Below are 19,973 nucleotides of genomic sequence, written 5' to 3'. Positions count from 1 at the left end.
ACCGGAAGTCCGGTGCGGGCGCCGACGATTGGGGAACGGGTGCTACCCGTTCGTGTCAGGCGTGACGGTGTGTGCTTCGACCGCCGGTGAAGGCACGGTAGAGCAGCAGCAGAATCACGGAGCCGATGATGGCCGCGATCCATGTAGAAAGGTCGAAGAAGCCGTCGATCGAGTCGACGCCGAAGATGACCTTACCCAGCCAGCCACCGAGGAGACCGCCGAGCACACCGATCACCATCGTGATGATGATGCCGCCGGGGTCGCGCCCCGGGAGAAGCGCCTTGGCGATGGCGCCGGCGATCAGGCCAATCAGGATCCAGGCGAGAATGCCCACCATTCCTCCACAGTCATCCAGGTTCTCTGTCCTTTCTTCGGATGATCCGTACACGCCTCGGCAAACCAAATTTTTCTCGCCACCTCCGAGCGCGGTCACGGAGCGTGAGGAAACCAATCAACGGCCCGGCACGTATAAGTCGTTGGAGGCGGAGCGCCCGGCGACCTGATCGCGGGGCCGGGCGGGTCGTGTCCGCACGGGGTATGTCACGGACCGTCCCAGGGAGAGACCCATGCACATGTTCGCCCTCGCTTACGCCCGGCCGGCACAGGAGTGCGAGGTCACCACGGCTCCGCCCCACAGATACGACCCGTCGCTGCAACTGAACGTCCTCGACGACGGACGGGTGGCCGTGCGCGACCGGGACCTCCTGCGGGTCCTGGGGGCGACCACCTCCACCGCCGGTTCCAAGACCCACTTCGACGACTGACGCCGTCGGCGCGGGCGCGAAACGATGACCGTACTGATCCTGACATGTACACAGGACGTGACCGCGGATCTGGTGGTGGACCGGCTCGACGCCCGGGGCGTGCCGGTGCTACGGGTCGATCCGGCCGAACTGCCGGGCGCCGTCGGGCTGTCCGGCGAGTACGGGGGCGGGGTGCTGGAGGGCACGTTGTCGGTGGGCGGCCGTCGGGTGGGGCTCGGCGCCCTGCGGTCGGTGTGGGTACGCCGGCCGGGCGTGCCGGGGAGCGCCGCCGGGCAGGCATCCGCCTGGCTCACCCAGGAGGCGTCACAGGCGCTGTACGGGATGTTGCGAGGCAGCGGGGCCCGCTGGATGAACCCTCCGGAGGCGGCGTACCTGGCCCGGCACAAGCCCTGGCAACTGCGGCTGGCCCAGGAGTGCGGGCTCACGGTCCCCGCCACCCTGATCACCACGGTGCCGCACGACGCACGGGACTTCGCCCGCCGCCACCGCGAACTGGTCGTCAAACCCGTGTCGGGGACCCACCCTCAGGATCCGCCGCTGGTGGTGCCGACCAGCCGGGTGCCCCCGGACGCCGACTTCGACGCGGTGGCGCTCGGGCCGACGCTGTTGCAGCAACTCGTCGCCAAGCGGGCGGACATACGGCTGACGGCGGTGGGCGACCGGCTCCTCGCGGCCCGCAAGGAGGTCTCCCCGGACGCGTCCGCGGACGACGTCGACGTCCGTTTCGCCCCGTCCGCGCACGCCTGGCGGCCGGTGGGGGTGCCCGGGCGGGTGGCCGAGGGCGTGCACGGTTACCTCGAGGCCGCCCGTCTCGCCTACGGCGCCTTCGACTTCGCGGAGGACGCGCGGGGCGACTGGTGGTTCCTCGAGTGCAACCAGTCCGGGCAGTTCGCCTTCGTCGAGCTCGACACGGGTCAGCCCATCACGGACGCGGTGGCGGCCTGGCTGGCGCGGCCCGCGCCGCGCGGCTGAGCCGGGCCGCCGGCTTCAGGCCGAGGAGCGCGACCCGGAGGAGCGGGGTCCGTTGCCCTGGCGGCGGCCTGCCCGGGCGGCACCCGGGGAGCGGACGGGAAGGGCCCCTGGCTGCTCGCTCCCCGCGGCCGCGGCACGGCCCGCCCGGGCACCCACCGGCGCCGGCCGGGCGCCGTCGGGGACCGCGTCGGGAAGGGCGGGCACCATCGCCGCGAGCCGGAGGCCGGCGCGGCGGCCCTCCAGGTGGAGCCGGCCGACGTTGACCCGGTCGCCGGCGAGCAGGGTGAGCACCGCCGCCCCGCCGGCCGCGTAGGTGGCCACGTAGCCGCCGGACCCGCGCACCAGCAGCTCGCGGAAGTCCCCGCGCCCCGCGGCGTCGGAGAGCCGGGCGCCGACGCCCAGGGCGGCGGCGGTGAGGGCGGCCAGCCCTTCGGGCTCGGTGCCGGGAGGCGTCTCGTGGGCCAGCACCAGTCCGTCGGCGCTGGCCAGCAGCGCCCCGGTCAGTTCCGGGACCCGGGAGCGCAGCCCGCGCAGTTCCTCCCTGATCTCGGCCTCGTCGATCCCTGCGGCACCGGTCATCGGTCCGCTCCCTTCGCCTCGCCCGTCAACGCCTTCGTCGTCCGCCACGTCCGCGTCCTTCTTCGCACCGAGCGCACCGAGCGGGCCGTCGTCCGCGCGACGCCGCCCCGGCAGCCTCATCCGAGCACCAGCCGGTCGACGACCTCCGCCAGCCGGATCCGGGCCATCGCGAGGTTGCCCTCGGCCCGGTCGAGCCACAGGTGGAGGCAGACGCTGCCGTCGAAGGCGGTGGGCACGAAGCGCAGCACGTGGTAGGCCGAGGCGGTGGTGACGATCACATCCTCGACCGGCGGCTCCTGGCCGGGCTCGTCCGGTGCCGCGCCCTCGGCGGGGCCGTCCCCGCCCACCGCTTGCGCGGGGGCGAAGACGCGGTGCTCGGAGCTGATGCGGGCGACCTCGGCGACCTCCGCGGCCGCCGCCTCCCGGTCCTTGCCGGGGGCTTCTCCGACGGCGCCCAGGGAGAGCCCGCTGATCCAGTCGACCAGTGCGGCGCCGCGTGCTCCCGGCTGCCGCATGATCTCCCGCAGGCTGTCGTCGATTCCGGGCACGCCGAATCCCCTCCCCCGTCGCTCGGTGTCCGCGGACGCGACCAGAGACTACGGAATGTGCCGACCCCCGTTCGGGGCTTTGGCATTTTCATTTGGAACATGCACGGATTGGGACCGCTTGATGATCGTGATCGATCGCGGCGCGGCGGGGGCGTCCGGGTGGCGCCCGTCGCCGGGGGGTGTCAGGCGACCGGCGCTGGATACGCGGTCCCCATGACTGACCCGACAGACGCGATGGACGGCAACGCCGACGGCCAGGACTTCGGCGACGAGGTGTACCAGCCGCAGGGCGGCCCCGAGGGCCGCGAGGACGACGGCATCCTGGACCCCGAGGACACCCTCAACGAGCGGGAGGCCGAGCCCTACGACGAGGGGTACTCGCCGCCCGAGCGGCCGCTGGGCGTGGACAACCACGGGACCACCGCCCGCGAGCAGCGCGAGGGCGAGACCCTCGACGAGCGGCTGGCCGAGGAGCGCCCCGACCCGGCGGCGGAGCCCCGGGTGGACGGCGACGGCGTGGGCGACCTGCCCGGCGGCGAGGGCGAGCCCCTGGACGACGAGGTGGGCGAGGAGCGCGCCGGGCGGCTGGTGGCCCCGGACGAAGGGGCCCGCGAGGACGCCGAGAAGGACATGGTGGCCGAGGACGTGGGCATCAGCGGTGGCGCCGCCTCGGCGGAGGAGGCCGCGGTGCACCGCGTCCCGGACGAGGACGAGCGGCCGCTGTGACCCCCAGCACCTCCCGCACGACGCTCACCGTCAACGGCCGGGAGCACACCCTGGCCGTCGACAACCGGCGCGTCCTGCTGGACCTGCTGCGCGAGGACCTGGACCTAACCGGGGCCAAGAAGGGCTGCGACCACGGCCAGTGCGGCGCCTGCACGGTGCTGGTCGACGGGCGACGGATGAACAGCTGCCTGCTGCTCGCCGTCGCCCTCGACGGCAGCGAGGTCACCACCGTGGAGGGGCTCGCCGGCGAGGACGGCGAGCCCCATCCGCTGCAGCGCGCGTTCCTCGAGCGGGACGCCTTCCAGTGCGGCTACTGCACCCCCGGCCAGCTGTGCTCGGCCGTGGGCGTGCTGGCCGAGGCGGCCGCCGGGCATCCGTCCGCGGTCACCGGCCCCGAGGCCGAGGCGGGTGAGCCGGCCCCGCTGGGCGCTGCGGAGATCCGTGAGCGGATGAGCGGCAACCTGTGCCGTTGCGGGGCCTATCCGCGCATCGTCGAGGCCGTGGAGGACGTCGTCCCGTGAAGACCTTCGAGTACGTCCGGGCCCGCACGGTGGACGAGGCGACCGCCGCGTTCGCCGCGGCCCCGGGCGCCCGCTACCTGGGCGGCGGCACCAATCTGGTCGACCTGATGAAGCTCGGCGTGGAGCGCCCGGCCGCCCTGGTGGACGTCTCCCGCCTTCCGCTGGACACGGTCGGCGAGCTGCCGGACGGGTCCCTGCGCGTCGGCGCCACCGTCCGCAACAGCGACCTGGCCGCCCACCCGTTGGTGCGCGAGGGCTGGCCGGCCCTGTCCCGGGCGCTGCTGTCCGGCGCCTCGGGCCAGCTGCGCAACGCCGCCACGACCGGCGGGAACCTGCTGCAGCGCACCCGCTGCCCCTACTTCCAGGACCTCTCCAAACCGTGCAACAAGCGGGAGCCCGGCAGCGGCTGCGGGGCGAGGGAGGGCGTGCACCGCGACCACGCCGTGCTCGGCCACTCCCCGCACTGCGTGGCCACCCACCCCTCCGACATGGCGGTGGCCCTCGCCGCGCTGGACGCCCGCGTCGAGCTGACCGGGCCGGACGGGGAGCGCGAGGTGGCGGCCGACGTGTTCCACCGGCTGCCCGGCGACCGCCCGGAGCTGGACACCGAGATCCGTCCCGGCGAGCTGGTCACCGCGGTGGTGCTGCCCGCAGCGACCCGCGGCCTGCCGTCGGCGTACCGCAAGGTCCGCGACCGGGCCTCCTACGCCTTCGCGCTGGCCTCCGCCGCGGTGGTGCTGCGCGTCGAGGGCGGGGTGGTGGCCCGGGTCGGCATCGCGCTGGGCGGTGTGGCGCACCGGCCGTGGCGGGCACGCCGGGCCGAGGAGGTTCTCACCGGCGCGGCGCCGTCCAGGGCCGCGTTCGAGCACGCCCTGGATCTCGAACTCGACGCGGCCGAGCCGCTGCGGGACAACGGCTACAAGGTGCCGCTGGCCCGCTCCCTCACCGTCGACGTGCTCACCCGTCTCGCCGCACGGCACGCCGGCTGACCCGCCGGTCCCGGCCGGCTCACCGCTTCGGACGTCGCCCGACGTCACCCGGAGGAGGAATCCCATGTCCGACGCCCCCGCCGCGCTCGGCGCTCCCGTCGTCCGCCGGGAGGGCCTGGACAAGGTCACCGGCCGGGCCCGCTACGCCGTCGAGCACCGCCTGCCCGGCCTCGCCCACGCCTGGCCGGTCCTGGCCCGGGTCGCCTGCGGCCGGGTGGAGCGGGTCGACGCCTCGGCGGCCCTGGCCGTGCCGGGCGTGCTGGCGGTGCTCAGCCACGAGAACGCTCCCCGCCTCGCACAACCGGACGACCCGACGCTCGCGGTCCTCCAGGACGACCGGGTTCCGCACCGCGGGTGGGTCGTCGCCCTCGTGGTCGCCGAGACCCTGGAGGCCGCCCGCGAGGGCGCCGGCGCCGTGGACGTCACGTACCTGGCGCTGGACCACGACGTGCTGCTGACGCCGGACCGCCCGGACGCGTACGTGCCCGAGAAGGCCAACGGCGGACATCCGGCCCTGCGCGAGCACGGCGACCCGGACGGCACGTTCGCCTCCTCACCGGTGCGGGTGGACACCGCCTACCGGGTGCCGCCGCTGCACAACCACCCGATGGAGCCGCACGCCTCCACCGCGCGCTGGAGCGACGGCCGGCTGGAGGCGTGGTGCTCCAGCCAGGGCACCACCAAGGTCCGGCAGACGCTGGCCGCGATGTTCGAGGTGCCGGAGGACTCCGTCACGGTGCGCGCCGAACACGTCGGCGGCGGCTTCGGGTCGAAGGGCACGCCGCGCCCCGACGTGGTGCTGGCCACCATGGCGGCGCTGCGCACGGGGCGGCCGGTCGCCCTGGCGCTGCCCCGCCGCGACCTGCCCGCCCTGGTGGGCCACCGCGCCACGACGCTGCACCGGGTGCGGCTGGGAGCCGGCGAGGACGGCCGGATCCGCTCGCTGCTCCACGAGGTGACCACGTACAGCTCGCGGGTGAAGGAGTTCGTCGAGCAGGCCGCCGTGCCGGGCCGCACCATGTACACCGCGCCGCACAGCCGGACCGCGCACCGGGTGGCACGGCTGGACGTCCCCACCCCGTCCTGGATGCGCGCCCCCGGCGAGACGCCCGGCATGTACGCACTGGAGTCGGCGATGGACGAGCTGGCCGAGGCGCTGGGCATGGACCCGATCGAGCTGCGGGTGGTCAACGACTGCCGCACCGAGCCGGACACCGGCAAGCCGTTCAGCAGCCGCCACCTGGTGGAGTGCCTGCGCGAAGGCGCCCGCCGGTTCGGCTGGGAGGACCGCGACCCCCGGCCGGGGGCGCGCCGGGCGGGACAGGTGCTCACCGGCACGGGCGTGGCCTCGGCCACCTACCCGGTGCTGGTCTCCCCCAGCACCGCCACGGCGCGGGCGCTGCCGGACGGGTCCTTCCTGGTGCGGGTGAACGCCACCGACATCGGCACCGGGGCGCGCACGGTGCTCGGCCAGGTCGCCGCGGAGGCGCTGGGCGCGCCGGGCGAGCGGGTGCGGATCGAGATCGGCGACAGCGACCTGCCCTCCGCGCCGCTGGCCGGGGGCTCCTCGGGGACGGCGTCCTGGGGCTGGGCGGTGCACGAGGCCTGCGTCCGGCTGGTGCGCCGGCTCGCCGAGCACCAGGGCACGCTGCCCCCCGAGGGGCTGGAGGAGCACGCCGACACCGCAGGTCGGGCCGACGCGGAGAGCGACCACGCCCGGCACGCCTTCGGGGCGCACTTCGCCGAGGTCGGGGTCGACACCGTCACCGGCGAGGTCCGGGTGAACCGCCTGCTGGGCGTGTACGCCGCCGGGCGCATCCTCAATCCGCGCACGGCGCGCTCGCAGTTCGTCGGCGGCATGGTGATGGGGCTCGGCATGGCCCTCACCGAGGGATCCACCCTGGACCCGGCCTTCGGGGACTTCGCCGAGCGCGACCTGGCCGCCTACCACGTGCCGGTCAACGCGGACGTCCCGTCGGTGGAGGCCCACTGGATCGAGGAGGACGACCCGCACCTCAACCCGGTCGGCGGCAAGGGCATCGGGGAGATCGGCGTGGTGGGGACGGCCGCCGCCGTGGGCAACGCCTTCCACCACGCGGTGGGCGTCCGGCTGCGGGAGCTGCCGCTCACCCCGGACCGGGTGCTGGAGGCACTCTCCGAGCAGGGGGCGGCGCTCCACCGGGCGTGACCTCGGCCACGACAGGGGTCGTACGGGCCCTTCGTCGGGGAAGCTGAAGAGGAGGGCGACGCACCGGCGCCGCCCTCCTCGCTCTGGAGGTGTGCGGTGGACGAGCGGACGACGCTGGTGGTGATCGTGGTCGCCGTGGCGGTCGCGGTGGTCGTGCTGGCGGTCGCGGTGCGGCTGCTGCTGCGGCTGGTGCGCACCCGCCGCGCGCTGCGGGAGGCCGGTCTGCCGACCGGACCGAAGTGGGTCTTCTGGGGCGCGGTCGCCTACCTGGTGCTGCCGGCCGACCTGGTGCCCGACCCGGTGTACCTCGACGACATCGGCGCCCTGCTGCTGGCCCTGCGCAGCATGCGCGCGGCGCTGCCCAAGGGCATGACGCTGCCGAGGCGGCCGCGCGCCGCGGCTCCCGGCGCGGCAAGCGCCCCCGGCGCGGCCGGTCTCGCGGCCGCGCCCCACCGGGACTGACTCCCGCGGCGCCGCCCGCACGCACCCCTCGCGCGCAGCGAGAAGCCCCCCGGTCCGTCCGCCGGGGGGCTTCTCGCTGCGTGCGAGAGGCGGGCCGGGTCAGCGGGTGACCACGAATCGTTCGTTCGGCACGCAGTGGGTCATGGTGAGGCCCTGGACGTCGCGCGGCGGGTTGTTCCCCAGGTTGCGCAGCCGCTCCTTGTCCTCGTCGGTGAGGTCCTGGCTCTGCAGCGGCTCGAGGTGGGCGACGTCCTTCGCGGCGATCCCCAGGCCCTCGCCGACCCGGGTGCCAAAGTCGTTCTCGACGAGCAGGAAGTGCCAGACCATGCGCTCCTGGATCGGGCGGTCGCACTGGGAGAGCAGGTCGATCATGTTCTTGACCAGGTCGTCCCGCTCCCACTCCTCCAGCAGGCAGTAGCGCTGGCCGGCCTGAAGGTAGTCGTTGGTGCGCGGGATGCGCTTGCGGGTGAGGCGTCCGCTGATCTCCGGCCCCTGCTCGTCGTGGGTCGGGTAGTGCGCCTCGCGCAGTCCGCCCAGGATGGACGGCTCGTAGTTGACGATCGGGTTACCGCCCCCGCCGTCCACGTGGTAGGCCATCTGGCCGTCGCGCTGGTTGGTGCGCACCAGTCCGTGGTCGGGCTGGTTGACCGGGAGCTGGAGGTAGTTGGGGCCCACCCGGTAGCGCTGGGTGTCGCTGTAGGAGAAGGTGCGGCCCACCAGCATCTTGTCGTCGGAGAAGTCGAGGCCGTCGACCAGCACACCGGTGCCGAAGGCGATCTGCTCGGACTCGGCGAAGAAGTCCTCCGGGCAGCGGTCGAGCACCATGCGGCCCACCGCCTTGGGCGGGAACTCCTGCTCGGGCCAGGTCTTGGTGTCGTCCAGCGGGTCGAAGTCGAGCTCCGGGTGCTCGTGGTCGTCCATCATCTGGACGAGCAGTTCCCACTCCGGGTACTCGCCGCGCTCGATGGCGCCGTAGAGGTCCGCCGTCGCGTGGCCCACGTCCTGCGCCTGCAGGTTGGCGGCGTCCTCCTCGGTCATGCTCCTGACGCCCTGCTTGGGCATCCAGTGGTACTTCACCAGCTTGGTCTCGCCCTGCTGGTTGACCCACTTGTAGGTGTTGACGCCGAAGCCCTGCTGGTGCCGGTAGTCGGCCGGGATGCCGCGCGGGCTGAACAGGTTGACCAGCATGTGCATGGACTCCGGGGTCTGCGACATGAAGTCGAAGATCCGGCGGGGCTGCTGGACGAAGGTGACCGGGTCCGGCTTGAGGGCGTGGATGACGTCCGGGAACTTGATGGCGTCCCGGATGAAGAAGACGCCCAGGTTGTTGCCGACCAGGTCCCAGTTGCCGTCCTCGGTGTAGAACTTCACCGCGAAGCCGCGCGGGTCGCGGTTGCACTCCGAGGAGTCGCGCCCGCCGATCACCGTGGAGAAGCGGCAGGCGACCCTGCTCCGCCTGCCCTTCTCCTGGAAGAGCTTCGCCCGGGTGTACCGGTCGATGGGCTCGTCGCCCCACGCGCCGTAGGCCTCGAAGTATCCGAAGGCGGTCGCCCCGCGGGCGTGCACCACCCGCTCCGGGATGCGCTCGCGGTCGAAGTGGCTGATCTTCTCGAGGAACTGGTAGTTCTCCAGCGTGGCGGGCCCCCGCGCGCCCACGGTGCGCTGGTTCTGGTTGTCGTAGACGAAGTGTCCCTGCCGGTTGGTCAGGATCTCCCTGTCGTCACCCTGCGCGGGGCCCTTGCTGGATACGTCCGTCATGCGGGGGTGCTCCTTCGGCGCTGGCTCGCCGCGCTCACGCACCGTATGCGGGCACGCGACGCACAGTTATGGGGCGTTTATGGTTTTAGCACCTTTTGTCGATGACGGCGAACGGCCACTCCCCCCATGCCGCCCGATGACCGCTTTGCACGCATAGGTCAGGTTTCGCGGGGGTACGCGGGTGGCTATCGGCGAGCCGAGGGAGAGACCCATGTCGACTGCACAGCCCGACGAGTCCCGCGCCTCCTTCGAGGGGGTCACTCCGGACGGGATGCTCCATGCCCGACCCGACTCCGAGGTGACCCCGGAGGATCTTGTCCTGGCCACGGGACGCGACGTCACGCCGGACACCCTCAAGTGGGCCGAACGCAAGCTGGCCTCCGAGGGATCCGCCGCGCTGGAGAAACTGCTGCCCTGACCGGGCCGGGGCGGGCGTTCCTCTCCGCCCCCTTTCCTCCTTCCTTCCCTTCCGGCACCGGGGGCGGCCGCGACCGCCCCCGGTGCCGCGCGTCCCGCGCCCCGGTCCGTCCCGGGGGCGGGACGCTTGCCTTGACGTCGGCGTCAAGTCGTACCGTCGTCGGCATGCGAATCGGCGAGCTGGCCGCGGAGGCCGGGACCACCACCCGCACCCTGCGGTACTACGAGTCGCGCGGACTGCTGTCGGCGCGGCGGGACGGCAACGGGCACCGCACCTACGACGAGGACGACCTGGCGCAGGTGCGGCAGATCAGGATGCTGCAGGACTTCGGGTTCGGCCTGGAGGAGACGCGGCCCTTCGTGGAGTGCCTGCGCGCGGGCCACGCGGAGGGGGACTCCTGTCCCGCCTCCCAGCTGGTGTACCGGCGCAAGCTCGACGAGCTCGACGCGATGATCGAGCAGCTGCGGGTGGTCCGGGAGAAGGTCTCCCGGCAGCTGGTCCGGGCCGAGCGGGCGCGCGACGGCCTGGCCGCCGAGGCGCTGGTTCCGGGGGGCCCGGAGCCCGTCTGCGAACTGGGAGGACGAGGATGATCAGGGCGAAGGGCGTGGCCGAGGTGTCGGACGCCGATTTCACGGCGGAGGTTCTGGGGGCGGAGCTGCCGGTGCTGGTGGAGTTCACCGCGGACTGGTGCCCGCCGTGCCGGCAGATGGCCCCGGTGCTGACCGCGCTGGCCGCGGAGGAGGCCGAGCGGCTGAAGGTCGTGCAGCTGGACGTGGACACCAGCCCGGAGACGACCAACCGGTACGGCGTGCTGTCCATGCCGACCTTCATGCTGTTCCGCGGGGGCGAACCGCTGCGCTCCATGGTGGGTGCGCGGCCCAAGCGGCGGCTGCTGGCGGAGCTGGAGGAGGCCCTGTAGGCCGCCTGGGGGTAGGGGCCGGGGCGCCCTGCCGGGGCCCGCCACGGGGCGGAGCCCTGACCGTCCGCCGGAAAATGCGGGTGACGTGCGACGACGCCCCCACGAGAATGGGCGTCACGCGGATCGGGCACCTTCCTCCGCGTGCGACCAGGGGGAGGCGGCCACCATGACCACCGTTGCGAACGTCCTGTTGTCCGGGATCGTCGGCTCCACGGCGTACGGGCTCGCCCACGCCGGTTCCGACGTGGACCGGCTCGGCGTCTTCGCCGTCCCCACCGTGGACCTGCACGGGCTGCGGCGGCCGAAGGAGTCGCACGTCACCACCGCACCGGACCGCACGCTGCACGAGGCGGCCAAGTGGTGCCGGCTCGCCCTCTCCGCCAACCCCACCGCCATGGAGCTGGTGTGGCTGCCCGAGGAGCTGTACGAGGTGCGCACCCCGCTGGGGGACGAACTGGTGGCGATCCGCGGTTCGTTCCTCAGCGCCGGGCGGGTACGCGACGCCTATCTCGGCTACGCCGTCCAGCAGTTCCGGCGGCTGGAGCGGCGGGGCGACGGTTCCTTCTCGGCGGACCTGCGGAAGCGCACCGCCAAGCACGCACGCCATCTGAAGCGGCTCTGCGTGCAGGGACTGGAGCTGTACACGACCGGCTCGCTGACCCTGCGGGTCGACGATCCGCAGGAGTTCCACGACTTCGGCGCCCGGGTCGCGGCGGACCCGTCGGCCGCGGAACCCCTGCTGCGCCACTACGAGTCCGCCTTCGCGGAAGCCCGCAGCGTCCTGCCTCAGGCCCCGGACGAGGGCCCCGTGGAGGCCTGGCTGCACCGGGTCCGCGCACACTTCTACGAGCCCGCGGCCCAGGGCGAGCCGGTGGCTTGACCTCGAGCGTGGTCGAGGTCGCACGGTGGGTGCATGACGTCCACCACGCACGACACGAGCCACCTGCCCGCCGACCCCGAGGGGGAGGCCACCGCCCTGCGCGCCCTGGTGGCGGCCGTGGAGCGGGTACAACGAGAAGAGCTGGTCGACGAGTTCGTGCCACTCTTCCGCGCCGACGCCGTCTGGACCACCAGCGCCGGCGCCCGGCTGTACGGGCGTGAGGCCATCGCCGCATTCACCGCGAAGGCGCTCCCCGGGTGGACTGCGGGCGGCGCCCGAGCCACCTACGAGGTGGAGCACGTGAGCTTCGTCCGGCCCGACGTCGCCGCGCTCAAGGTGCGCCAGCGCTACTTCGCCCCGGACGGCACGCCGGACGGCGAAGGGTCTCCGCTGTACGTCGCCTCCAAGGAGCGGGGGCGCTGGTTCCTGACCGCCTGCCAGAACACCGCGGTGCAGCCCACGGGCTGAGGGGCGGCACCGCGGCATCCACCCTGATCGGGATCCGGTCGGGGATCAGGAAGCATCCTCGTCGCGGGCCGTGCGGGAGGCCAGGCGCTCGTAGCGCTGCCGCGCCGCCTGCTGGGTGCCCAGGCCCAGCCCGAAGGCGATCTCCTGCCAGGTCATGCCCCGGCCGCGGGCCATGTGGAGCAGGCCCGTCTCGAGCTCGTCCAACTCGCCCCGCACCAGCGGGAGAAGAGTGAGCGCGGCGGTGATGTCGGCCTTGTCGACCTCGGGCTCGCCGTCCTCCAGCCGGGCGGCGCCGCTCAGCAGGAACGCGACCGTGCGCACCGCCTCGTGCGGCGCGGGGAGCATCGGGTTGGTCTGCCGACGGCGCTGTTCCTCGGTCGCGGCGTGCCGCTCGGCGATACGGAAGAGGGCCCCGGGGGCGCGTCGCGACCTCGCCTCCTCGGGGTCCGGCGGCTGGAAGGGATCAGCGACGGGCTGCTCAGGGTTGTCGGACATGCCTCCAGGATCGGCGTGGCCATCCCCGTTGTCAACATTCCGTTGTGAACAGATTGTTCATACGGTCAGATTGTTCATACGGTCAGGCGGCCCGTCGGCCCGGCGGAGGACAGGCGGACGCAGGGGTGGGCGGTCGGGACGGCGGCTGGCGTCAGCCGGCGGGCGGGAGGAACTCCGGGCGGTCGAGGACGCGCAGCCAGCTGCCGTCGGGCTGGCGGCGGACGACCTGCGCCCGGGCGCCCGCGCCGTCCTTGGGCGGGGTCGCGGTGAGGGCGATGCCGTCGACGACGAGCGTCGGCAGGGGCTCCTCCGGCTCGAAACGGGGGCCGGAGGCCAGCACCTTCTCCCAGAGCGCGCGGATGGCCTCCCGGCCGACGGTGGTGGAGCCGGGCGGGTAGGCCATCACCGCGTCCTCCTCGTAGAGCGCGGCCACCCCGGCCGCGTCGCCGGCGTTGGACCTCTCGACGAAGAGGCGGGTGATGTCCTCGGGACGCATGGCCTTCTCGGCGTCGGCGGTCATGGTGTTCCTCCCTGTCGGGACGGCGGAGGCGGTCTCCGTCGCTTCACCTCCAGCCTCTGCCGGACATCACCAGAAGTCCAACAGATGGTGGCGCTGGCTACTAGAATCAGCAGTCATGGAACTGCGTCAGCTGGAGTACTTCGTCGCGGTCGCCGAGGAGCGGAACTTCACGCGGGCGGCGGAGCGGGTGCACATCAGTCAGTCCGGGGTGAGCGCCCAGGTCCGGCAGCTCGAACGGGAGCTGGGCGCGGAGCTGTTCGACCGGTCGGCCAGGGCCGCGACCCTCACCGTCGCGGGGAAGGCGGCCCTGGAGCACGCCCGGGCGGCCCTGGCCGCGGCCGAAGCGGTCCGCCGGAGTGTGGACGAGGTGACGGGGCTGCTGCGCGGGCGGATCTCCGTCGGCATGGTCGTGGGGTGCGCGGTGCTGCCGCTGTTCGAGGCGCTGGCCGGCTTCCACGCGGCGCACCCCGGGGTGGAGCTCTCACTGACGGAGGACAACTCCGACCGGCTGGTGGAGGCCGTGCGCGGCGGCGCCCTCGATCTGGCGCTGGTCGGGACGGCCGCCCCGCCGGAGGGGGTCGGTTCGGTGACCGTGGTGAGCGAGCCTCTGGTCGCGGCCGTGGCTCCGGGACACCCGCTCGCGGGCCGGAAGCGTGTCGCGTTGCGCGAGGTCTGTGCCCATCCCCTCGTGTGCATGCCGGCGGGTACCGGTCTGCGCACGGTCTTCGACCGGGCCTGCGCCGCCCAGGGGCTGCGGCCCGGCATCGCCCTGGAGGCCAGCGCGGCCGGCGCGGTGGCGGACCTGGCCGCCCGCGGCCTCGGGGTGGCGATCCTCAGCGAGTCGATGGCCGCGGGCCACGCCGACCGGCTGACCGCCGTGGCCCTGCGCGACGTCGCGGACCCCGCGCTGCTCGCGCTGGTCTGGCGCGACGGCGCGCCCGCGGTCCCGGCGCTGCTGCGGCGCATGCGGCAGGCGTTCGGCGTGGCGGGGTGAGCGGGGCGGGCTCCGGTCAGACGGTGCGTTCGCCGGGCCACCGGTCCGCGCCGTCGCGCCAGGCGCCGTCCGGGTCCAGGGCCGCGGCCCGGTCGAGGTCCTGCCGGGCGCCCTCGGCGCGGCCGGCCGCCTCGCGGGCGCGGGCGCGGCCCACGAGCGCCCAGAGGTCGTCGGGGGCCAGGTCCAGCGCGGCGGTGAAGTCGGCCTCCGCGGCGGCAGGATGGGCGGCCTCGAGGCGCACGATGCCTCGTTCGACCAGCGCCCAGCGGTAGTCGGGGGCGAGCGCGAGGGCCGCGGTCAGGTCGGCCGCCGCCTCGTCGAGGCGCCCCGCCAGCCGGTGCGTCTTGCCCCGTTCGGCCAGCGCCCAGGCGTGGTCGGGCCGCGCGGCCAGCGCCGCGGTCAGGTCGGCCACGGCCTCCTCGTAGCGGCCGGCCTGCCGATGACTCCGGCCGCGGCATCCGAGCGCCCAGACGTATCCGGGGTCGAGGGCGAGGGCGGCGGTGAAGTCGGCGACGGCCTCGTCGAACCGCCCGGCCTGCTGGTGCACCTGGCCCCGGGACCCGAGCGCCCGCACCTGGCTGGGGTCGAGCGCCAGCGCGGCGGTGAAGTCGGCCACGGCCTCGTCGAACCGTCTGGCCCGGCGGTGCGCCTCGCCCCGCTGCGACAGCGCCCGGGGGTCGGCGGGGTCGAGGCGGACGGCGACGTCCAGATCGCGCACCGCCGCCTCCGGTCGTCCGGCCCGCAGGTGGGCGCGTCCACGGTGGAACCGGGCGGCCGCGTCGTCCGGGCCGAGGGCGATCGCCCGGTCGAACTCGGCGAGGGCCGCGTCCTCCTGGCCGACCGCCTCCAGCCGGCGTCCGCGCACCACGTGCGCGTGGGCCTGGGCGGCCGCGTCGAGCGGGCTCAGTGGGGTCAGCAGTGCGCCGAGCGCGGCCACGACCGGGTCCGCCGCCTCCGCCGTCGCCTCGCGCAGGCGGCCGGCCCAGGCGCCCAGGGCCTCGTCCTGGGTGTCCTCCGCCGCCCGGGTGAAGGCGTCGAACCACTGCCGCAACGCGTCCGGCGACGCCTCGGCGGCATGCACGGCCTCCTCCAGCGCGCCGGTCAGACAGCCGGCCGGGTGGGCGCAGAGCCGGTGGTACATCTCGTCCAGCCGGTGACGGCGCCAGCGGGCGTCCTGGCGGCGCCGGGCGGCGGGCAGGTTCACCTCCAGGCCCGCGCGCCAGGCGGCGTTCGCGTCGGCCAGCCGGAGGTGGACCGCCGTCCAGCCCTGGGGCGAACGCGCCCGCTCCCGCCGGACCATCCCGGCGCGCACCACGGCGTGGTACTTCTTGAACTCGCCGCTGCCGCTCACGAACGGCTGCCCGCACAGCCAGGCCCACAGCCCGCGCGCCTCCTCGGGCACCGCCGCGGCGAACACGTCCTCGTTGAGCCGGGGCGCGAGGGCGCAGGTCAGCACCGCCTCACGGCACAGCGGGTCGGCGATCCAGCGCACGAACCGTTCCACCGCGATCTCCGCGGCGTCCCCGTCCGCGTCGACGGCGGCCGCGCTCTCCGGGCGGGCCAGGGCGAGCAGGTCGGCCAGCAGCGGCAGGCCCATGGACAGGCGCACCACCGCGTCCACGGTCGCCGGCTCGGTGACGCCCCGCCGGGCGAGCAGTTCACGGGTCTCCTGCTCGGTGAAGGCCTCCAGCGGCACGTGCCGGCCCTGGGCCATGAGCCCGGACCAGTCGTGCTCGTCCAGGTCGTCGCGGCCGGCCAGCACGACCATGACGTTGACCGGCAGCGGACCGAACCCGTCGCGCAGCATGGTGCGCAGCCAGGCGTCGAGGTGCCGGCCGGTCTGCTCCCAGGTGTCCAGGAACAGCACCACCCAGGGGCGCTCCTCGCACAGGCCGTCCAGCGCGGTCACGAACTCCCGGCTGACGGCGTCCAGTTCGGGTCCCCTACCGCGCGTCCGGCGACCGCGCACCCGCTCGCGCATCTGGTCCATGCCCTCGGCCACCACGTCGGGGTCGACCATCGTCGCGATGAGGCCGCCGCCGGGCAGGACGGTGGACGCGCCGCCGAGGACGGCCCGGGAGATCGCCCGGCTCGCCGGGGTGGGACCGTCGTCGGCCGCCCCGTCGAGGTCGACCGGCTCGGCGGCGGCGTCCTGCTCCCGGCGGTACTGCTCGACCGCCCGGTCGAACGCCTTCAAGGGCCGTGTCCCGTCCGACAGTTGTCCGGCCAGGGCGATCATCGTCGACAGGATGCCGTGCACGTCGTTCTCATCCACGGCGGCGGTGGCGGCGCCCGCCTGCCGGGCGGTCTCGCGCCACTGCCGCAACAGTTTGGACTTGCCGACGCCGCCGACGCCGCGCACGTGGAAGAGGTACACGGCAGGGTCGGTAGGAGAGAGCGGGTCCTTGGCGAGGTTCCGCGCGAAGAACGCCATCTCCTCGCGGCGCCCCACGAACCGGTCCAGCGCCCGCAGGGCCGTCAACTCACCTCGTGATACCCGCCGTTGCGCTCTCGGCATGTGCGCGGTCCTCCCTCGTCCGGCCCCACGGTACGACGTCCGCGGGCCGCTCGTGGTTGCCCCGCACACCTCGCCGGGCGGCCCGTGGACGTCTCCGCTCTGCGGGCCGCCTCGTCCATATTCCGGTGCGGCCACGCACGGGAGCGCTCTAGGGTGGCGCGGTGCACACTCGAATGATCATCCTGAACGGCGGCTCCAGCGCGGGGAAGTCCGGCATCGTCCGGTGTCTGCAGTCCCTGCTGCCGGATCCGTGGCTCGCCTTCGGCTGCGACTCCTTCGTCGACGCGCTGCCGGCGCGGATGCAGTCCTCCCAGGACGGCATCGAACTCGGGCCCGACGGCGAGGTGACGGTCGGCGCCGAGTTCCGGGCCCTGGAGGCCGCCTGGACCGAGGGCATCGCGACGATGGCCCGTGCCGGCGCCCGGGTGATCATCGACGACGTCTTCCTCGGCGGGGCGCGGTCCCAGCAGCGGTGGCTGAGGGCCCTGGACGGCCTGGACGTGCTCTGGGTGGGGGTGCGGTGCGACAGCGCGGTCGCCTCCGGGCGGGAGATCGCCCGCGGGGACCGCGTCCGGGGGATGGCGGCCGCACAGGCCGACCTGGTCCATCAGGGCGTCACCTACGACCTGGAGGTGGACACCACCCGCACCGAGTCGCTGGCGTGCGCCCGGGCGATCGCGGCCCGCGTCCGCTGACCCGTTCCGCACGCGCGCTCAGGGGCACGGGCGGTGCAGGGGAACGGGCGCGCGGGAGCGCCGGCGCGCGGCGGCGTGTGACGGCCGCGCGCCCGCGGAGCCGTCACACGCCGACCGCACCGTCGATCCGTTCGCGGAGGAGGTCGGCGTGGCCGTTGTGACGGGCGTACTCCTCGACCATGTGCAGGAGCACCCAGCGCAGCGAGACGACGCCCCTCCAGGCGTCCTCCCCCTCGACGTCCAGGTCCGGGGCGGCCGCGGTGAACGCCTCCGCGAACGCGACCTCCTCGTGCCAGGCCGCCCAGGACTCCGCGACGACCTCCGGGGCCGGGGACGCGCCGTCGAAGTCCCCCTCCGGCGTCCGCGGTGAGGAGAAGCGGAGTTCGACGTCCTGGCCGGCGAGCACCACCCGGAACCAGCGCCGCTCCACGTCGGCGAGGTGTCGGACCAGCCCGAGCAGGGAGAGCGACGACGGCGGAACCGAGCGACGGGCCGACTCCGCTCCCAGACCCGCGCACTTGAGCCGCAGGGTGGCGCGCTGCGCGTCCAGGGCCGCGACCAGCATGCCGCGTTCGCCGCCGGTGGCGGGACCGGTGAACCGCCGCTCGCTGTCGGCGCCGTCGGCCAGTTGGACGCGACGCTCCGGGATCTTCATGGCCACATCATCCATCACCGCACCCTCGGTCGGCCGGGGATCGGCCGATTCGCGCCCGCCCGGGGCCACGACCACACGGCCGGGGGCCCGGCGGTCAGCTCCGCTGCGGCCGGTCCGCTGCCGTCCGTCGACCGCGGTCGGTCCCCTGCGGCCGGTCCACCGGGGCGTGACCGATCACGGCCGTGATCGTTTCACCCGGCATGCGATCACTTACACACCTGCGCCGTTCCGCCCTCGTCCTCGCCTGCGGACTCGCTCTGGCGGCGGGCCTGTCCTCCACCGCGTCCGCCGACATGTCCGCCGCGGCGCCGGGCGCCGTCGCCGCGAAGGGCCAGTTCCACTGGATCGGCGCCAAGGGCACCCCTTACTTCGTGGAGAACCCGCCCACCGGCGAGTGCCTCGGCATGGCCGAGAAGGGGCGCGCCGCGCAGAACCGGACCAATGTCAGGGCGACCGTCTACGCCGGCAAGAAGTGCGGCGGGGCGGCCAAGCGCCTGGCGGCGGGGCAGAAGGCGCCGAAGGGCTTCGTCTTCAACAGCGTGCGCTTCGGGCGCTGACCGCCTCCCTCCGCTTCCTCCCCCGCCCCGGGCTCTCCGTGCGTCAGCCGAGGCCGCGGTGGGCCGCCCAGAGCTCACCGGCACGGGTCGCGGCCGCCGCGATCAGGGCCGTGAGCTCGGGCCGGTCGGCCGGGACGGGGAACGACACGTAGGCGCCGCGGCCGCCCGCCGTAGGGCGGCCGTAGGCCTTCGCGGCGAGGGTTCCGTCGGGGAGGAGGCGGATGTTCAGCGTGGACAGGGTGAACTCCTGCCCGCGCCTGACGTCCGTCCAGCGGAGCGCCTCCGGGACGGTGACGTTGACCGCCAGCGCGCTGACGACGACGGAGGCGCCGGTATCTCCGGGCTGATCACTGCTCATCAGGACACCCTGCCCGCTTCGGTGAGGTCGCGGAAGGCGTTCTCGAAGGCCGTGCGGGTGGTGGTGGCCCGGGTCCGGTCGAGGATGCCGAACACGACGTGCGCGAACCGTCCCTCGAACCTCCCGCCCGGGGCGAGCGGGACGCGGAAGGCCTCGGCCACCTCGGCCGGGTCGTTCATGAAGACCCCGCAGCCCCAGGCGCCGAGCACCAGCCGTCGGTAGCCGTGCGCAGCCGCCGTCTCCAGCACGCGCCCGGCCCGTGAGGCCAGGGCGGCGGGGACCTCCGCGGCACGGTCGGGGGCCTTGCGGGCGATCACGCCGGCGTTGGGCGCGGGCGAGGTGAGGAAGCCGGCCGTGTACGGCTCGTCCAGCAGACGGCCGCGGTCGTCCCGGAAGACCGGCACCGCCGGGGAGTGGATCACCCGGTCCGAGTAGAAAGGGTCCCGGTCGGCCCGGTGGTGCTCGTAGTACTCGGGCGCGCGCAGCAGACAGGTGTACAGGGCCGAGCCTCGGCAGAGCGCCTCCTCCTGCGCCTGCGCCCCGTTGAGGTAGCCGCCGCCGGGATTGCGCGCCGAGGCGAAGTTCAGCACCGCCACCGGGTCCGCGCCGTTGCCGGCGAGGCGGCGCGCGGCCTCCAGGCTGCTCTCCGCGGTGACCTCGACGACGGTCCGCACCGGTTCCGCGGCCGGCACCGGCACGGGGCCGGGGCCCACCATGCGGGTGCCCTCACGTGCCGCCCGCACCGCCTCGGCGATGGAGACCTCGCGTCCGTCGGACCCGCGGTAGAACCCCGCCGCCACGATCTCCTCGTTCTCCCGGGCGATCCCCCGCAGCCGTGCGCTCATCCGGTGTGCCGTTCCTCCTCCCGGGCGGGCGGCGCCCACCCCCGACCGGGCACGGCAGCCGCGACGCGCCCGTCTCCCCCACCGGTTTTCCGCGGCGGGAAATCCGGAAGCACCCTTCCCACCAGGCGTGACACGATGCGCCGA

The 19,973-nt window shown here is 74.3% G+C and carries 25 protein-coding genes; 15 read left to right on the top strand and 10 right to left on the bottom strand.

Translation table 11 applies throughout. The features are described 5' to 3' along the window. Window positions 1-55: 55 nt before the first annotated feature. Window positions 56-334, bottom strand: coding sequence for a GlsB/YeaQ/YmgE family stress response membrane protein (locus tag ABT026_RS16910; RefSeq protein WP_108953573.1), 279 nt, complete (start codon window positions 332-334; stop codon window positions 56-58). Window positions 335-566: 232 nt separating this feature from the next. Here ABT026_RS16910 and tgmA point away from each other — a divergent pair, with 232 nt between their 5' ends. Both tgmA and tgmB read left to right on the top strand, forming a co-directional pair. After that, window positions 567-764: a putative ATP-grasp-modified RiPP gene (gene tgmA / locus ABT026_RS16905; RefSeq protein WP_351115233.1), complete on the top strand. Its 198-nt coding sequence runs from the start codon at window positions 567-569 to the stop codon at window positions 762-764. Window positions 765-788: 24 nt separating this feature from the next. Next, the gene (gene tgmB / locus ABT026_RS16900; protein ID WP_351115232.1) at window positions 789-1,736 is read left to right on the top strand and encodes an ATP-grasp ribosomal peptide maturase; all 948 of its coding nucleotides are present in this window, start codon (window positions 789-791) and stop codon (window positions 1,734-1,736) included. Window positions 1,737-1,751: 15 nt separating this feature from the next. Here the strand turns inward: tgmB and ABT026_RS16895 are convergent, their stop codons facing one another. Both ABT026_RS16895 and ABT026_RS16890 read right to left on the bottom strand, forming a co-directional pair. Continuing rightward, on the bottom strand, window positions 1,752-2,315 hold the full coding sequence (locus tag ABT026_RS16895) for a roadblock/LC7 domain-containing protein (protein ID WP_351115231.1): 564 nt from the start codon (window positions 2,313-2,315) through the stop codon (window positions 1,752-1,754). Between the two features lie 116 nt (window positions 2,316-2,431). Beyond that, window positions 2,432-2,863, bottom strand: a complete 432-nt coding sequence (locus ABT026_RS16890; protein WP_351115230.1) for a hypothetical protein — start codon at window positions 2,861-2,863, stop codon at window positions 2,432-2,434. Window positions 2,864-3,097: 234 nt separating this feature from the next. Between ABT026_RS16890 and ABT026_RS16885 the strand changes: the two genes are divergently transcribed. The 5 genes from ABT026_RS16885 to ABT026_RS16865 all read left to right on the top strand — a co-directional run bounded on the left by ABT026_RS16885 (window position 3,098) and on the right by ABT026_RS16865 (window position 7,749). Continuing rightward, window positions 3,098-3,589 (top strand): DUF5709 domain-containing protein, encoded by a 492-nt coding sequence (locus ABT026_RS16885; protein ID WP_351115242.1) that lies wholly within the window; start codon window positions 3,098-3,100, stop codon window positions 3,587-3,589. Continuing rightward, complete coding sequence (locus ABT026_RS16880) at window positions 3,586-4,110, top strand: 2Fe-2S iron-sulfur cluster-binding protein (RefSeq protein ID WP_351115229.1); 525 nt, start codon at window positions 3,586-3,588, stop codon at window positions 4,108-4,110. The genes ABT026_RS16885 and ABT026_RS16880 overlap by 4 nt, the downstream gene beginning before the upstream one ends. Next, a complete protein-coding gene (locus ABT026_RS16875; RefSeq protein ID WP_351115228.1) occupies window positions 4,107-5,099 on the top strand; it encodes an FAD binding domain-containing protein in 993 nt (330 codons plus the stop codon). Before ABT026_RS16880 ends, ABT026_RS16875 begins: the two co-directional genes overlap by 4 nt. A 64-nt stretch (window positions 5,100-5,163) precedes the next feature. After that, window positions 5,164-7,287: a xanthine dehydrogenase family protein molybdopterin-binding subunit gene (locus ABT026_RS16870; RefSeq protein WP_351115227.1), complete on the top strand. Its 2,124-nt coding sequence runs from the start codon at window positions 5,164-5,166 to the stop codon at window positions 7,285-7,287. Between the two features lie 96 nt (window positions 7,288-7,383). After that, the gene (locus ABT026_RS16865; RefSeq protein ID WP_351115226.1) at window positions 7,384-7,749 is read left to right on the top strand and encodes a DUF1232 domain-containing protein; all 366 of its coding nucleotides are present in this window, start codon (window positions 7,384-7,386) and stop codon (window positions 7,747-7,749) included. Window positions 7,750-7,848: 99 nt separating this feature from the next. Here ABT026_RS16865 and ABT026_RS16860 read toward each other — a convergent pair whose 3' ends face one another. Beyond that, complete coding sequence (locus ABT026_RS16860; RefSeq protein ID WP_351115225.1) at window positions 7,849-9,507, bottom strand: catalase; 1,659 nt, start codon at window positions 9,505-9,507, stop codon at window positions 7,849-7,851. Between the two features lie 211 nt (window positions 9,508-9,718). Between ABT026_RS16860 and ABT026_RS16855 the strand changes: the two genes are divergently transcribed. The 5 genes from ABT026_RS16855 to ABT026_RS16835 all read left to right on the top strand — a co-directional run bounded on the left by ABT026_RS16855 (window position 9,719) and on the right by ABT026_RS16835 (window position 12,192). After that, window positions 9,719-9,925 (top strand): hypothetical protein, encoded by a 207-nt coding sequence (locus ABT026_RS16855; RefSeq protein ID WP_351115224.1) that lies wholly within the window; start codon window positions 9,719-9,721, stop codon window positions 9,923-9,925. 164 nt (window positions 9,926-10,089) lie between these two features. Continuing rightward, window positions 10,090-10,515 (top strand): MerR family transcriptional regulator, encoded by a 426-nt coding sequence (locus ABT026_RS16850; RefSeq protein ID WP_351115222.1) that lies wholly within the window; start codon window positions 10,090-10,092, stop codon window positions 10,513-10,515. Continuing rightward, window positions 10,512-10,844: a thioredoxin family protein gene (locus ABT026_RS16845; protein WP_351115221.1), complete on the top strand. Its 333-nt coding sequence runs from the start codon at window positions 10,512-10,514 to the stop codon at window positions 10,842-10,844. The genes ABT026_RS16850 and ABT026_RS16845 overlap by 4 nt, the downstream gene beginning before the upstream one ends. 166 nt (window positions 10,845-11,010) lie before the next feature. Beyond that, on the top strand, window positions 11,011-11,724 hold the full coding sequence (locus ABT026_RS16840; protein ID WP_351115220.1) for a nucleotidyltransferase domain-containing protein: 714 nt from the start codon (window positions 11,011-11,013) through the stop codon (window positions 11,722-11,724). Window positions 11,725-11,757: 33 nt separating this feature from the next. Beyond that, on the top strand, window positions 11,758-12,192 hold the full coding sequence (locus tag ABT026_RS16835) for an SgcJ/EcaC family oxidoreductase (protein WP_351115219.1): 435 nt from the start codon (window positions 11,758-11,760) through the stop codon (window positions 12,190-12,192). A 45-nt stretch (window positions 12,193-12,237) separates the two neighbouring features. On the opposite strand, the gene ABT026_RS16830 is transcribed toward ABT026_RS16835, so the two are convergent. Further along, window positions 12,238-12,687, bottom strand: coding sequence for a DNA-binding protein (locus ABT026_RS16830; protein ID WP_351115218.1), 450 nt, complete (start codon window positions 12,685-12,687; stop codon window positions 12,238-12,240). A gap of 151 nt (window positions 12,688-12,838) precedes the next feature. After that, window positions 12,839-13,207 carry a YybH family protein gene (locus ABT026_RS16825; RefSeq protein ID WP_351115217.1) on the bottom strand — a complete coding sequence of 123 codons (369 nt, stop codon included), beginning with the start codon at window positions 13,205-13,207 and terminating at the stop codon, window positions 12,839-12,841. Between the two features lie 115 nt (window positions 13,208-13,322). Between ABT026_RS16825 and ABT026_RS16820 the strand changes: the two genes are divergently transcribed. Continuing rightward, a complete protein-coding gene (locus ABT026_RS16820) occupies window positions 13,323-14,201 on the top strand; it encodes a LysR family transcriptional regulator (protein ID WP_351115216.1) in 879 nt (292 codons plus the stop codon). A 16-nt stretch (window positions 14,202-14,217) separates the two neighbouring features. Here the strand turns inward: ABT026_RS16820 and ABT026_RS16815 are convergent, their stop codons facing one another. Continuing rightward, on the bottom strand, window positions 14,218-16,683 hold the full coding sequence (locus tag ABT026_RS16815) for a tetratricopeptide repeat protein (RefSeq protein ID WP_351115215.1): 2,466 nt from the start codon (window positions 16,681-16,683) through the stop codon (window positions 14,218-14,220). A gap of 209 nt (window positions 16,684-16,892) precedes the next feature. Between ABT026_RS16815 and cpt the strand changes: the two genes are divergently transcribed. Further along, window positions 16,893-17,414 (top strand): chloramphenicol phosphotransferase CPT, encoded by a 522-nt coding sequence (gene cpt / locus ABT026_RS16810; protein ID WP_351115241.1) that lies wholly within the window; start codon window positions 16,893-16,895, stop codon window positions 17,412-17,414. Between the two features lie 103 nt (window positions 17,415-17,517). Here the strand turns inward: cpt and ABT026_RS16805 are convergent, their stop codons facing one another. Further along, window positions 17,518-18,069, bottom strand: coding sequence for a DinB family protein (locus ABT026_RS16805; protein ID WP_351115214.1), 552 nt, complete (start codon window positions 18,067-18,069; stop codon window positions 17,518-17,520). Window positions 18,070-18,269: 200 nt separating this feature from the next. Between ABT026_RS16805 and ABT026_RS16800 the strand changes: the two genes are divergently transcribed. Next, window positions 18,270-18,626, top strand: a complete 357-nt coding sequence (locus tag ABT026_RS16800) for a peptidase inhibitor family I36 protein (protein ID WP_351115213.1) — start codon at window positions 18,270-18,272, stop codon at window positions 18,624-18,626. A 43-nt stretch (window positions 18,627-18,669) separates the two neighbouring features. Here ABT026_RS16800 and ABT026_RS16795 read toward each other — a convergent pair whose 3' ends face one another. Both ABT026_RS16795 and ABT026_RS16790 read right to left on the bottom strand, forming a co-directional pair. Then, window positions 18,670-18,984, bottom strand: a complete 315-nt coding sequence (locus ABT026_RS16795) for a hypothetical protein (protein ID WP_351115211.1) — start codon at window positions 18,982-18,984, stop codon at window positions 18,670-18,672. Beyond that, window positions 18,984-19,829: a TIGR02452 family protein gene (locus ABT026_RS16790; protein WP_351115209.1), complete on the bottom strand. Its 846-nt coding sequence runs from the start codon at window positions 19,827-19,829 to the stop codon at window positions 18,984-18,986. The genes ABT026_RS16795 and ABT026_RS16790 overlap by 1 nt, the downstream gene beginning before the upstream one ends. Window positions 19,830-19,973 lie beyond the last annotated feature (144 nt).

Origin of the sequence: Streptomyces sp. NPDC002734 (genome assembly GCF_040295685.1) — a bacterium.
In the GTDB taxonomy this organism is placed as follows: Bacteria; Actinomycetota; Actinomycetes; order Streptomycetales; family Streptomycetaceae; genus Streptomyces.
This window is presented reverse-complemented; position numbering and strand designations above follow the sequence as displayed.